This is a genomic window from Enterobacter sp. DNB-S2, from assembly GCF_019443845.1.
In the GTDB taxonomy this organism is placed as follows: Bacteria; Pseudomonadota; Gammaproteobacteria; order Enterobacterales; family Enterobacteriaceae; genus Enterobacter; species Enterobacter asburiae_B.
In genome coordinates, this window is record NZ_CP050520.1 from 4196027 (window position 1) to 4209061 (window position 13035).

Here is a 13035-nt window from a genome sequence, read left to right on the forward strand (position 1 = left end):
TTTTCCAGTATCCCGCTATCGTCAACGCCTGATAAGCGGTTGAACTTTATTATCAATAGCTTCTCGCGCACGGAAAATTCGTGAACGTACCGTGCCGACCGGACAATCCATGATAGCGGCTATCTCTTCATAGCTCAGACCATCCAGCTCCCGTAACGTAATTGCCATACGTAAATCTTCCGGGAGCGACTCGATCGTGCGAAAAACGATTTGTCTCAGTTCTTCTGACAACATTAAGTTCTCAGGGTTCGAAATTTCTTTCAATGCGCCGCCACTTTCGAAGTTTTCGGCGTCGATTGCGTCCACATCACTTGAAGGCGGACGACGGCCCTGAGCGACCAGATAATTCTTTGCCGTATTGACCGCAATACGGTACAGCCAGGTATAAAAAGCACTATCTCCCCGGAAAGAATCCAGCGCGCGATAGGCCTTAATAAAAGACTCTTGCACCACATCAGGCACATCGCCTGACGGTACATAGCGGGAAACCAGGCTCGCCACCTTATGCTGGTAGCGGACCACCAGTAGGTTAAAGGCTTTCTGATCTCCCTTCTGGACCCGTTCAACCAGGACCTGGTCCGTTAACTGCTCGCTCATCCGAGGTAATGTCTCCCCAAACCTAAATTCCACGCGTTATCGAAACGCCACTCTAAAAATACCGCACTTTGAGCAAGCACCATTTAGAGTGTCTGATCTTCAATAAGTTCCGTAACGCCTTTGTTTTTGTTCATCGCGCCGCAGACCGTTTATTTTCTCTCATTATAAGTCTGTTCACGATACGCACCACTTTATGACAAGAAACATCTTTTTCCCGCCAGAAGAGTAACGCAACACAGGCTTTATTTCACCACAAAATCTGACGCTAACGATCTGCTTCGCAAAATAATTTCACTCATTTACCCTCCGTTTACCTCCGCTTACGCGTTTAGCCATTGCGACAGCCTCTAAAAAAATACGTGCGATATATCGCATTCAGGTGCTATTCTGACCCAACACTGTTTAGTAAATTAAACAACAATCATGAACACAACACCTGAACTCCATTGTGATGTACTGATCATCGGCAGCGGCGCTGCCGGTCTCTCTCTGGCGCTGCGCCTGGCCGAGCATCAAAACGTTATCGTTCTGAGTAAAGGACCGATAAGTGAAGGTTCCACGTTTTATGCCCAGGGCGGCATTGCCGCCGTGTTTGATGAGACAGACAGCATTGCGTCTCACGTCGAAGATACGCTCATTGCCGGGGCCGGGATCGTGGATGCACACGCCGCAGAGTTTGTCGCCAGCAATGCCCGTCACTGCGTTCAGTGGCTCATCGACCAGGGCGTCTTATTCGATACTCAGGTTCAACCCAACGGTGAAGAGAGCTACCACCTGACTCGCGAAGGCGGCCATAGTCACCGGCGCATCCTGCACGCAGCGGATGCCACCGGAAAAGAAGTGGAAACCACGCTGGTCAGCAAAGCGCTGAACCATCCTAATATTCGGGTTCTCGAGCGAAGCAATGCCGTTGACCTGATTATCTCTGACAAGATTGGCCTGCCCGGCACGCGTCGCGTGGTGGGCGCCTGGGTCTGGAATCGTAATAAAGAGAAGGTGGAAACCTGCCGGGCGAAGGCTGTGGTACTGGCGACGGGCGGCGCCTCCAAGGTGTATCAGTACACCACGAACCCTGACATTGCCTCCGGAGACGGTATCGCAATGGCCTGGCGCGCAGGCTGTCGGGTGGCAAACCTCGAGTTTAATCAGTTTCACCCAACAGCCCTGTTCCATCCCCAGGCGCGCAACTTCCTGCTGACGGAAGCCCTGCGCGGTGAAGGCGCGTATCTGAAACGCCCTGATGGCTCCCGCTTTATGCCCGACTTTGACGCCCGGGGTGAACTGGCCCCGCGTGACATCGTTGCCCGCGCCATCGATCATGAAATGAAGCGCCTTGGCGTAGACTGCATGTATCTCGATATTAGCCATAAGCCAGCAGAGTTCATTCGCCAGCATTTCCCGATGATTTATGAGAAGCTGCTCAACCTTGGCATTGATTTAACGCGCGACCCGGTGCCCATTGTGCCAGCGGCCCACTATACCTGCGGTGGCGTAATGGTTGACGATCATGGACGTACTGACGTAGACGGTCTGTATGCTATCGGTGAGGTCAGCTATACCGGACTTCACGGCGCGAACCGTATGGCCTCTAACTCGCTGCTTGAGTGTCTGGTGTACGGCTGGTCGGCGGCGGAAGATATCACGAAGCGCATGCCTTACGCCCGCGAGACAGAGCACCTGCCAGCCTGGGATGAAAGCCGCGTGGATAATCCGGACGAGCTGGTCGTGATCCAGCACAACTGGCATGAGCTACGGCTGTTTATGTGGGACTACGTAGGGATTGTGCGCACCACGAAACGCCTGGAACGCGCCTTGCGCCGCATCACCATGCTGCAGCAGGAAATTGATGAGTATTATGCTAATTTCCGCGTATCCAATAATCTGCTGGAGCTGCGCAATCTGGTGCAGGTTGCCGAGCTGATTGTTCGCTGCGCGATGATGCGTAAAGAGAGCCGCGGGCTGCACTATACCCTGGACTACCCGGATCAGCTTGCTGAATCCGGCCCGTCGATACTCGCCCCGCAGGTTTACATAAACAGATAAAACGCCTGGGTCAGGGCAGTGTAATCTTCGGAATAGCGCTGGTCTGGCCCACGGATCACCATTCGGTCATTAAAGCATTCACCCTCTTTTGGCGACAGAGCCAGCAGCACGCGGTGCGGCAGTCGAGCTTCCGTATCCGAAATATCGGTACGCAGACGTAACGTCCAGCCGATCTCCTGCGCGATACCGATGAACGTGTTGCCGGTACTCTCTGGCAGGACCACACAGAAAAAACCCTCTTCGGAGATCAGTTCTGCCGCGCTGGTGAGCAGCGCTTTATGATCGAGGGAGCCGGTATAACGCGCCTGTTCACGCTCGGGTGTCCCGCACTCAACGCCGGGCTCGTAGTAGGGAGGGTTGCTGACAATCAGATCGTAACGCGCGGTTTGTTCAGGCGCCCAGGCGAGCACGTCTGCGCATTCCACTTTCATTCGGACTGCCCAGGGGGATTCGGCCATATTGTCACTCGCCTGCTCTGCGGCCTGCGCGTCCAGTTCGACGGCATCAATGATGACATGTTCTTCCGTACGCTGCGCCAGCATCAGCGCCACCAGCCCGCTGCCGGTACCGATATCAAGAATACGCTTAACACCTGCGACAGGCGCCCACGCTCCCAGTAAAATACCGTCTGTACCAACCTTCATGGCACAGCGATCGTGAGCGACAAAAAATTGTTTAAACGTAAAACCATCGCGGCGCAGCTGCGCTTTGAGTTGAGACATGTCAGGGCAACCTTCTAAGTGAAACTGGAGTAGCATAGGGGAAAGCGAAGTGGCCGAAAAGCGATATCCATACAAACAGATGAAGATTACAGCCGTAACGTCTATAATCAGCGCCCCACACAGAGGTAGAACATGACTGTAACGACTTTTTCCGAACTTGAACTCGATGAAAGCCTGCTCAATGCACTTGAGAGCAAAGGCTTTACACGCCCGACCGCCATTCAGGCAGCGGCCATTCCGCCTGCGCTTGAGGGCCGCGATGTGCTCGGTTCTGCGCCAACCGGCACGGGGAAGACAGCAGCCTATTTGCTGCCTGTGTTGCAGCATCTGCTCGACTTCCCGCGTAAAAAATCTGGCCCGCCGCGTATTTTGATCCTGACGCCTACGCGCGAACTGGCAATGCAGGTTGCCGATCACGCGCGTGAACTCGCGGCAAATACTCATCTGGATATTGCCACCATCACCGGCGGCGTAGCGTACATGAACCACGCCGAAGTGTTCAGCGAAAACCAGGACATCGTCGTTGCGACGACGGGACGCCTGCTGCAGTACATTAAAGAAGAGAACTTCGACTGCCGCGCGGTTGAAACGCTGATCCTCGACGAAGCCGACCGCATGCTGGACATGGGCTTCGCACAGGATATCGAGCACATTGCAGGGGAAACGCGCTGGCGTAACCAGACGATGCTGTTCTCTGCCACCCTCGAAGGGGAAGCGATCAAAGACTTCGCAGAGCGTCTGCTGGAAGATCCGGTGGAAGTCTCGGCGACGCCGTCCACCCGTGAGCGTAAGAAGATCCACCAGTGGTACTACCGCGCGGACAACCTTGAGCACAAAGTCGAATTGCTGAAACACCTGCTCAAACAGGAAGATGCTCTGCGCACAATCGTATTTGTGCGTAAGCGTGAGCGCGTGCACGAGCTGGCTGAGATGCTGCGTAACGCCGGGATCAACAACTGCTATCTTGAAGGCGAGATGGCGCAGATCAAGCGTACCGAAGGCATTAAGCGCCTGACCGATGGCCGCGTTAACGTGCTGGTTGCGACTGACGTTGCCGCACGCGGGATCGACATCCCGGACGTCAGCCACGTCATTAACTTCGATATGCCGCGCAGCGGAGATACCTACCTGCACCGCATTGGTCGTACTGGTCGCGCGGGCCGCAAAGGGATTGCGATTTCACTGGTCGAAGCGCATGACTACCTGCTGCTGCAGAAGATTGGCCGCTATGTTGATGAGCCGCTGAAAGCGCGCGTTATTGACGAACTCCGCCCGACCACGCGTGCGCCGAGTGAAAAGATGACGGGTAAACCGTCCAAGAAAGCGCTCGCAAAACGTGCTGAGAGAAAAGAGAAAGAAAAAGAGAAACCGCGCGTGAAGCAGCGCCACCGCGATACCAAAAATATTGGTAAGCGCCGTAAGCCAAGCTCTGCCGCACCAGAGACGAAAACTGAAGAGTAAAAAAAGCCGGGGAAATCCCCGGCTTTTTTATTCCCCCCCTGCTGAAGCCGTTACAGGCTTTCAGTAAAGGTACGGGCGATAACGTCGCGCTGCTGTTCTGGAGTCAGTGAGTTAAAGCGAACCGCATAGCCGGACACGCGGATAGTCAGCTGTGGGTATTTTTCTGGATGCTCAACGGCATCCATCAGCGTTTCGCGGCGCAGCACGTTTACGTTCAGGTGCTGACCCCCTTCCACGCGCACTTCCGGCTGCACTTCCATAGGAACTTCACGGTATTCGATTTCGCCCAGTTTGTTTACCGGTACGATTTCATCTTCAGCAAAACCCGCTTTCGCAACGACGCAGCGCGCTTCGTTCTTCTCGCTGTCCAGCAGCCAGAAAGAATTGAGCAGATCGTCATTTGCAGCTTTAGTAATCTGGATACCTTTGATCATGTATTGCCTCCCTTAGGCTACATTAATTCGTGTCGGCCTCTCGCGGCCAATTGGTAAAACCATTGTTTCTTGTGTGTATATATAACATTCACACCTCAGCGATTTATTGATTTAAATCAACAAAAACACCAACCACATAAAGAGTGTGGTTTGAATTTATTGTTTTAGATCAATTTCACAGTCTTACCAATTCAACTTACCCTGTATCTTTTCAAAATAAATTTAGCCACTTAGCACGTATTTCAGCGCGTAATTTTGCTCACCGGGGTGAAACAGGTAAGCTAGTCAGAGATTGAGATTCGCAGGAGAGCGAGATGACGACACCTTTAACCTGGCATGACGTGCTGGCAGAAGAAAAGCAGCAGCCTTATTTTATCAATACGCTCAGCACCGTTGCCGCTGAGCGTCAGTCCGGACAGACGATTTACCCGCCGCAAAAAGACGTGTTCAACGCCTTTCGCTACACCGAACTGAGCGATGTGAAAGTGGTCATTCTGGGCCAGGATCCCTATCACGGCCCCGGGCAGGCGCATGGGCTGGCGTTTTCCGTTCGTCCGGGCGTGGCTATCCCCCCTTCTCTGCTCAACATGTATAAAGAGCTTGAAGCAACCGTGCCCGATTTTACCCGGCCAAACCACGGTTACCTGGAAAGCTGGGCGCGCCAGGGCGTGCTGTTGCTGAATACGGTGCTTACCGTACGGGCGGGTCAGGCGCACTCGCACGCCAGTCTGGGCTGGGAGACGTTTACCGATAAAGTCATCAGCCTTATCAACGAGCATCGTGAAGGGGTGGTGTTTTTACTCTGGGGTTCTCACGCGCAGAAGAAAGGGGCGATTATCGATCGTCAGCGTCATCACGTGCTCAAGGCACCGCACCCGTCACCGCTGTCTGCGCATCGCGGTTTCTTTGGCAGTAATCATTTTGTTCTGGCGAATGAATGGCTGGAAAAACGTGGCGAAAAGCCGATTGACTGGATGCCTGTATTACCGGCAGAGAGCGAGTAGTTTGAGTTTGTATGCCCGGCTCACCGGGCATACAAAAAGCATAATGGCTTATGCCTTGTTCTGACGCCACCATTCGGCCAGCAGTACGCCGGTCGCAACGGATACGTTCAGACTTTCCACATTGCCTGTTCCGTCGATAGAGACGCTCAGATCCGCACTGGAGAGCGCCGCGTCAGACAGACCATCACGTTCCTGACCCAGCACCAGCACCATTTTGCGCGGCAGCGTCGCTTTAAACAGCGGCGTACCGGCATGGCTCGAGGTAGTCACGATGGAATAACCCGCTTTACGGAACTGCTCAAGGGCGTCCAGAACGCTGTCGCCGGTGATCGGCTGCACGTGCTCGGCTCCGCCTTCCGCAGTACGGATCGCGGCGCCGGATTCCAGCAGAGCGGCATCCTGCAACAGCACGCCTTTCACGCCAAAGTGCGCGCAGCTGCGCATCATTGCGCCCAGGTTGTGCGGGTTGCCCACATCTTCCAGCGCCAGCACGCAGTCATCGGCATCCGCCTGGCTGACCCACTGCTGTACGGTGGTGCCGTTACGCTTTTTGATCAGGAAGCAGACGCCGCCGTGGTGTTCAGTACCGGACGCTTTGGTCAGCTCGGCATCATCAACCACGTGGTAGGCTTTACGGTTCGCGGCCATCCAGCGCAGCGCTTCTTTGAAGCGCGGGGTCACGCTCTGGATAAACCAGGCGCGGACGATACACTCAGGACGGCTCAGGAACAGCGCCTGGCAGGCGTTCTCGCCATACACGCGGGTCTCTTCCGCACGCTGACGGCGCAGCACTTCCGGGTCGATAAAGCTTTTACCGCTGATACCGCCGTGATCGGCTTTTTCCGGCGTCTCATCGCCAGGGGCGCGAGAAACGGTACGCCACGGGGAGGCGTTATCACGTGAGAAGTCATCACGCGGACGATCGTCGCGTGGACAGTCACTGCGTGGGCGGTCGGAACGCGGACGGTCATCGCGTTTGCGATCGTCACGTTTGCGGTCATCACCGCGGTTATTTCTGTCATCGCGGGCGGGGCGACGGCCACCGTCTGCACGAGAAGACGCCGGACGCCCGCCACCTTTTCCGGTACGCGGATTTTGGGTGCGTTTATCAGAGTCATCATCACTGCGGACATACATCACTTTGACCTTGCCGCTTTTGTTTTTCATTTCGTCGTTCATGCTTTTCTCCACCAGCGCTGCGCGAAGCGCGCAGATTACCCGATGTGCCAGCGCATAGCCATAATTTCGTACAAAAGCCTGTGACTATTGTTCTCATTGAATAAAACGCATTGTTGTTTCAAACAGGCTCATTGATAATATGTAACATATTAGAAACATTATCGGCGTTGTGCCGCTGTCCCACGGCTCTATCAGAGGTTAGTTATGAATACCGTATGTGCCAACTGTCAGGCTCTTAATCGCATTCCGGACGATCGGATGGAAGATGGTGCGAAATGCGGACGTTGTGGCCATGAATTATTTGATGGCGATGTCATTAACGCGACGGGTGCTACGCTGGACAAACTCCTCAAGGACGATCTTCCTGTCGTGATCGATTTCTGGGCGCCATGGTGCGGCCCTTGCCGTAGCTTCGCGCCGATTTTCGAAGATGTGGCCGAAGAGCGCAGCGGAAAAATGCGGTTCGTTAAGGTCAATACCGAAGCCGAACCCGAACTGAGCGCACGTTTTCGTATTCGCAGCATCCCGACCATTATGATTTTCAAAAATGGCGAAGTGATCGATATGCTCAACGGTGCGGTTCCAAAAGCGCCTTTTGAAAGCTGGTTAAACGAGTCGCTGTAACATTCACGGGGCACGTCTTGTGCCCCGCTCCCGCCTCTGCGAAAATAGCGTTTTTCCTGCATTTCGCCCATGACTGATAACGCCGTTCTTAAATTACGCGCCGAACGCCTTGCGCGCGCCACCCGACCGTTCCTCGCACGAGGCAACCGTATTCGCCGCTGTCAGCGCTGCCTGCTGCCGCTGAAGGTTTGTCTGTGCGAGACGCTCGCTCCGAGTACGGCGGAAAGCCGTTTTTGTCTGGTCATGTTCGATACCGAGCCGATGAAACCCAGCAATACGGGGCGTCTTATCGCCGATATTCTGCCGGATACCGCCGCGTTTCAGTGGTCCCGTACGGAGCCACCTCAGGCCCTGCTCGATTTAGTGACCAGCCCCGACTACCAGCCGATGGTCGTCTTCCCCGCGTCATATGCAGGTGTGGATCGCCAGGTGCTTTCAGCGCCGCCATCCGGTAAACCACCGCTGTTTATCATGCTGGACGGTACCTGGACCGAAGCGCGAAAAATGTTTCGCAAAAGCCCGTATCTCGACGCGCTGCCGGTGATTTCTGTCGATCTTTCCCGCGTCTCCGCCTACCGCCTGCGTGAAGCGCATGCTGACGGGCAATACTGCACCGCCGAAGTGGCGATTGCGCTTCTGGATTTAGCGGGAGATACCGCTGCGGCTGGTGCCCTGGGCAACCATTTCTCATGCTTCCGGGAGCGCTATCTGGCGGGAAAAACCGTTCATAAGGGCAGCGTCACAGCGCCCGAGCCAGAAAGCGTTTAAAATCATCAGGTCGCTTGCATTCACAGGAGGCCTGCATGAGCCAGCGAGGGTTAGAAGCGCTACTTCGTCCTAAATCCATTGCCGTTATCGGCGCATCAATGAAGCCGGATCGTGCTGGCTATCTGATGATGCGCAATCTGCTGGCCGGGGGATTTAACGGCCCCGTCATGCCCGTCACGCCGTCCTATAAGGCAGTTCAGGGAGTGCTTGCATGGCCTGATGTACAAAGCCTGCCTTTCGTGCCGGATCTTGCCGTACTCTGTACAAACGCGAAGCGCAACCCGGAACTGCTGGAATCACTCGGCAAGAAAGGGTGTAAAACCTGCATAATTCTCTCGTCTCCGCCTGAACAGAAAGCCGAGCTTCTGGCCTGCGCCAGCCGCTATCAAATGCGCATTCTTGGGCCAAACAGTCTGGGCCTGCTCGCCCCCCGGCAGGGGCTGAATGCCAGTTTCTCCCCGGTCCCGATCCGCAAAGGCAAACTGGCGTTTATCTCGCAGTCGGCTGCGGTATCGAACACCATCCTCGACTGGGCGCAGCAGCGTGAAATGGGATTCTCCTACTTCATTGCCCTGGGCGACAGCCTGGATATCGACGTTGATGAGCTACTGGATTTTCTGGCGCGTGACGGCAAAACCAGCGCGATCCTGCTTTATCTTGAGCACCTCAGCGACGCGCGTCGTTTTGTCTCGGCTGCGCGAAGCGCTTCGCGCAATAAGCCGATCCTGGTGATCAAAAGCGGACGCAGCCCTGCGGCACAGCGTCTTCTGCATTCGCATTCCGGCATGGATCCCGCCTGGGACGCCGCCATTCAGCGCGCGGGGTTGCTGCGGGTACAGGATACGCACGAGCTTTTTTCCGCCGTTGAGACGTTAAGCCATATGCGCCCGTTGCGCGGTGAGAAGCTAATGATTGTCAGTAACGGTGCGGCCCCTGCCGCGCTCGCGCTGGACGAGCTGTGGCGGCGCTTCGGCAAGCTGGCAACGCTGAGTGAAGAGACGCTGCAGCGCCTGAAAGAAGCGCTTCCGACCAGCGTGACGCCCGGCAATCCGCTTGATTTGCGCGATGACGCCAGCAGCGACCGCTACATCAGAGCGATCTCCATTTTGCTGGATAGCCAGGATTTCGACGCGCTGATGATTATCCACTCCCCCAGCGCGGTCGCGCCGGGCAGTGAAAGCGCGCGCGCGCTCATTGACGCCGTGCGCAACCATCCGCGAGGTAAATACGTTACCCTGCTCACCAACTGGTGCGGTGAGTTTTCCTCTCAGGAGGCGCGGCGCTTGTTCAGCGAGGCCGGGCTGCCAACCTACCGCACGCCGGAAGGCACCATCACCGCGTTTATGCATATGGTGGAATATCGCCGCAACCAGAAACAGCTGCGTGAGACGCCGGCTTTGCCGGGTAATCTGACCGCGAACACCATCGACGTTCACCGGCTGTTGCAGCAGGCCATTGAAGAAGGCGCGACCTCGCTTGATACGCATGAGGTCCAGCCCATTCTGGGCAGCTACGGGATGCATACCCTGCCGACCTGGATCGCCAGCGACAGCGCAGAGGCCGTGCATATAGCCGAACAGATTGGCTATCCGGTGGCCCTGAAGCTCCGCTCCCCGGATATTCCGCATAAGTCTGATGTTCAGGGGGTTATGTTATACCTGCGTACGGCGACTGAGGTGCAGCAGGCAGCTGATGCCATTTTTGATCGGGTCAAAATGGCCTGGCCGCAGGCAAGGATCCACGGATTGCTGGTGCAAAGCATGGCAAACCGCGCAGGGGCTCAGGAATTACGGGTGGTGGTCGAACACGATTCCGTCTTCGGCCCGCTCATCATGCTGGGAGAGGGTGGCGTTGAGTGGCGTCCGGAGGAGCAGGCCGTGGTGGCGTTACCGCCGCTGAACATGAACCTGGCGCGTTATCTGATCATCCAGGCGATCAAAAGTAAAAAGATCCGTGGCCGGAGTGCGCTGCGCCCGCTTGATATTGCCGGGTTAAGTCAGTTCCTGGTGCAGGTGTCTAACCTGATTGTGGATTGTGCCGAAATCCAGCGGCTGGACATTCATCCGCTACTCGCCTCGGGCAATGAGTTTACGGCGCTGGACGTGACCCTGGATATCGCGCCATTCGAAGGAGACAGAGAGAGCCGTCTGGCGATCCGCCCGTATCCCCTGCAGCTGGAGGAGTGGGTTGAGATGAAGAATGGAGAACGCGCCTTGTTCCGCCCTATTCTGCCGGAAGATGAGCCCCAGCTGCGGGCCTTTATCTCTCAGGTCACGAAAGAGGATCTTTATTATCGCTATTTTAGCGAAATCAACGAATTTACCCACGATGATTTAGCCAATATGACCCAGATCGACTACGATCGAGAAATGGCGTTTGTTGCCGTTCGTCGCTTCGATAAGGGGGATGAGATCCTCGGCGTCACGCGTGCGATTTCTGACCCGGATAACGTCGATGCGGAGTTTGCGGTGCTGGTGCGCTCCGATCTTAAAGGCCTGGGTCTGGGGAGACGGCTGCTGGAAAAACTCATCAGTTATACGCGAGATCACGGATTGTTACGCCTCAATGGCATTACTATGCCTAATAATCGCGGTATGGTGATCCTGGCGCGAAAACTTGGGTTTGACGTTGATATTCAGCTGGACGAAGGTATTGTGGCCTTGTCCCTCAGTCTGACATCAACAGACAAACGCGAGTAAGCTACTGGAAATGTTACCCACTTTGGACAGGACTGGTGGTATCATTGTCCGCTTATGTTGTTTGCATGGTACAGACAACCCTTCAATGAACAGAGAAGAAACGCACTGTGATGTTGTCAAAATTTAAGCGTAATAAACATCAACAACACCTTGCTCAACTACCGAAGATTTCTCAGTCAGTTGATGATGTAGAGTTCTTTTACGCTCCCGCTCATTTTCGGGAGACGCTTCTGGAAAAGATTGCCAGCGCCACGCGACGCATTTGCATTGTAGCGCTCTATCTTGAACAGGATGAAGGCGGGCGCGCGATCCTGAACGCGCTCTATGAAGCCAAACGTCAGCGCCCGGAACTCGATGTTCGCGTGCTGGTCGACTGGCATCGCGCTCAGCGTGGCCGTATTGGCGCTGCCGCGTCAAACACCAATGCCGACTGGTATTGCCGCACGGCGCAGGAAAATCCTGGCGTTGATGTGCCTGTTTATGGCGTCCCGGTTAATACCCGTGAAGCGCTCGGCGTACTTCATTTCAAGGGCTTCATCATTGATGACAGCGTGCTTTACAGCGGCGCAAGTCTGAATGATGTTTACCTTCATCAGCTCGATAAATATCGCTACGACCGCTACCATCTGATCCGTAATCCGCAGATGGCCGATATCATGTTTAACTGGGTTGATAAAAATCTGGTCCATGGCCGCGGTGTTAATCGCCTTGACGATCCTGAGCGTCCTAAAAGCCCGGAAATCAAAAACGATGTTCGCGCCTTCCGCCAGGAGCTGCGTGATGCGGTCTATCATTTCCAGGGTGATGCGAACAACGAAGAGTTATCCGTTACCCCGCTGGTAGGGCTCGGTAAATCAAGCCTGCTGAACAAAACGATATTCCATCTGATGCCGTGCGCGGAGCAGAAACTCACCATCTGTACGCCGTACTTCAACCTTCCTGCCGTGCTGGTGCGTAATATCATTCAGCTGCTGCGCGACGGTAAAAAAGTGGAAATCATCGTTGGTGATAAAACCGCAAACGACTTTTTCATTCCTGAAGATCAGCCGTTCAAAATCATCGGTGCGCTGCCTTATCTCTATGAGATCAACCTGCGCCGTTTCCTGAGCCGTTTACAGTATTACGTAAACACTGACCAGCTGGTTGTGCGTCTCTGGAAAGATGAAGACAACACTTACCATCTGAAAGGAATGTGGGTCGACGATGAGTGGATGCTGCTGACCGGTAATAACCTGAACCCACGCGCGTGGCGACTGGATCTGGAAAACGCTATCCTGATCCATGACCCGCAGCACGAGTTAGCCGCAAAACGTGAACGTGAGCTGGAACTGATTCGCACGCATACCACTGTGGTTAATCATTACCGCGAACTGCAGAGCATTGCCGATTATCCGGTAAAAGTCCGCAAGCTTATCCGCCGCTTACGTCGTATCCGTATCGACCGACTTATCAGCCGTATTCTGTAATGTCCAGGCCCTGCCACCCGCAGGGCTTTTTTATGGAG

12 protein-coding genes are annotated in these 13035 nt (G+C 54.9%); 7 read left to right on the plus strand and 5 right to left on the minus strand.

Features of this window, described 5'->3' with window-relative positions:
• Window positions 1-21 precede the first annotated feature (21 nt).
• Complete coding sequence (gene rpoE, locus HB664_RS20145; RefSeq protein WP_006176728.1) at window positions 22-597, minus strand: RNA polymerase sigma factor RpoE; 576 nt, start codon at window positions 595-597, stop codon at window positions 22-24.
• A complete protein-coding gene (rseD, locus tag HB664_RS23025) occupies window positions 594-680 on the minus strand; it encodes a rpoE leader peptide RseD (RefSeq protein WP_223862639.1) in 87 nt (28 codons plus the stop codon). Before rseD ends, rpoE begins: the two co-directional genes overlap by 4 nt.
• A 340-nt stretch (window positions 681-1020) precedes the next feature.
• Here rseD and nadB point away from each other — a divergent pair, with 340 nt between their 5' ends.
• Window positions 1021-2640, plus strand: coding sequence for an L-aspartate oxidase (gene nadB, locus HB664_RS20155; protein WP_048976589.1), 1620 nt, complete (start codon window positions 1021-1023; stop codon window positions 2638-2640).
• On the opposite strand, the gene HB664_RS20160 is transcribed toward nadB, so the two are convergent.
• Window positions 2625-3362 carry a tRNA1(Val) (adenine(37)-N6)-methyltransferase gene (locus HB664_RS20160; protein ID WP_219940103.1) on the minus strand — a complete coding sequence of 246 codons (738 nt, stop codon included), beginning with the start codon at window positions 3360-3362 and terminating at the stop codon, window positions 2625-2627. The two genes, nadB and HB664_RS20160, sit on opposite strands and share 16 nt — an antisense overlap.
• 132 nt (window positions 3363-3494) lie before the next feature.
• Here HB664_RS20160 and srmB point away from each other — a divergent pair, with 132 nt between their 5' ends.
• Window positions 3495-4823 (plus strand): ATP-dependent RNA helicase SrmB, encoded by a 1329-nt coding sequence (srmB, locus tag HB664_RS20165; RefSeq protein ID WP_023308854.1) that lies wholly within the window; start codon window positions 3495-3497, stop codon window positions 4821-4823.
• Window positions 4824-4873: 50 nt separating this feature from the next.
• On the opposite strand, the gene grcA is transcribed toward srmB, so the two are convergent.
• The gene (gene grcA, locus HB664_RS20170) at window positions 4874-5257 is read right to left on the minus strand and encodes an autonomous glycyl radical cofactor GrcA (RefSeq protein ID WP_058841740.1); all 384 of its coding nucleotides are present in this window, start codon (window positions 5255-5257) and stop codon (window positions 4874-4876) included.
• Window positions 5258-5571: 314 nt separating this feature from the next.
• On the opposite strand from grcA, the gene ung reads away from it, so the two are divergent.
• Window positions 5572-6261, plus strand: coding sequence for a uracil-DNA glycosylase (gene ung, locus HB664_RS20175; protein ID WP_219940104.1), 690 nt, complete (start codon window positions 5572-5574; stop codon window positions 6259-6261).
• Window positions 6262-6309: 48 nt separating this feature from the next.
• Here the strand turns inward: ung and HB664_RS20180 are convergent, their stop codons facing one another.
• On the minus strand, window positions 6310-7440 hold the full coding sequence (locus tag HB664_RS20180; protein WP_219940105.1) for a tRNA/rRNA methyltransferase: 1131 nt from the start codon (window positions 7438-7440) through the stop codon (window positions 6310-6312).
• 204 nt (window positions 7441-7644) lie between these two features.
• Between HB664_RS20180 and trxC the strand changes: the two genes are divergently transcribed.
• From trxC to pssA, 4 genes are all read left to right on the plus strand, one after another.
• The gene (gene trxC, locus HB664_RS20185) at window positions 7645-8064 is read left to right on the plus strand and encodes a thioredoxin TrxC (RefSeq protein WP_023308858.1); all 420 of its coding nucleotides are present in this window, start codon (window positions 7645-7647) and stop codon (window positions 8062-8064) included.
• A 69-nt stretch (window positions 8065-8133) separates the two neighbouring features.
• Entirely contained in the window at window positions 8134-8832 is a 699-nt protein-coding gene (locus tag HB664_RS20190; protein ID WP_033146243.1) for a tRNA-uridine aminocarboxypropyltransferase, read from the plus strand.
• Between the two features lie 35 nt (window positions 8833-8867).
• Complete coding sequence (gene pat / locus HB664_RS20195; RefSeq protein ID WP_219940106.1) at window positions 8868-11531, plus strand: protein lysine acetyltransferase; 2664 nt, start codon at window positions 8868-8870, stop codon at window positions 11529-11531.
• Window positions 11532-11641: 110 nt separating this feature from the next.
• Window positions 11642-12997, plus strand: a complete 1356-nt coding sequence (gene pssA, locus HB664_RS20205; RefSeq protein WP_023333068.1) for a CDP-diacylglycerol--serine O-phosphatidyltransferase — start codon at window positions 11642-11644, stop codon at window positions 12995-12997.
• Window positions 12998-13035 lie beyond the last annotated feature (38 nt).

Bases quoted from the DNA above. Each gene is read 5' to 3' on its own strand.
- rpoE (WP_006176728.1), bottom strand. From the start codon at position 597: ATGAGCGAGCAGTTAACGGACCAGGTCCTGGTTGAACGGGTCCAGAAG.
- pat (WP_219940106.1), top strand. From the start codon at position 8,868: ATGAGCCAGCGAGGGTTAGAAGCGCTACTTCGTCCTAAATCCATTGCC.
- nadB (WP_048976589.1), top strand. From the start codon at position 1,021: ATGAACACAACACCTGAACTCCATTGTGATGTACTGATCATCGGCAGC.
- HB664_RS20190 (WP_033146243.1), top strand. From the start codon at position 8,134: ATGACTGATAACGCCGTTCTTAAATTACGCGCCGAACGCCTTGCGCGC.
- ung (WP_219940104.1), top strand. From the start codon at position 5,572: ATGACGACACCTTTAACCTGGCATGACGTGCTGGCAGAAGAAAAGCAG.
- HB664_RS20160 (WP_219940103.1), bottom strand. From the start codon at position 3,362: ATGTCTCAACTCAAAGCGCAGCTGCGCCGCGATGGTTTTACGTTTAAA.
- trxC (WP_023308858.1), top strand. From the start codon at position 7,645: ATGAATACCGTATGTGCCAACTGTCAGGCTCTTAATCGCATTCCGGAC.
- rseD (WP_223862639.1), bottom strand. From the start codon at position 680: ATGGTGCTTGCTCAAAGTGCGGTATTTTTAGAGTGGCGTTTCGATAAC.
- srmB (WP_023308854.1), top strand. From the start codon at position 3,495: ATGACTGTAACGACTTTTTCCGAACTTGAACTCGATGAAAGCCTGCTC.
- pssA (WP_023333068.1), top strand. From the start codon at position 11,642: ATGTTGTCAAAATTTAAGCGTAATAAACATCAACAACACCTTGCTCAA.
- grcA (WP_058841740.1), bottom strand. From the start codon at position 5,257: ATGATCAAAGGTATCCAGATTACTAAAGCTGCAAATGACGATCTGCTC.
- HB664_RS20180 (WP_219940105.1), bottom strand. From the start codon at position 7,440: ATGAACGACGAAATGAAAAACAAAAGCGGCAAGGTCAAAGTGATGTAT.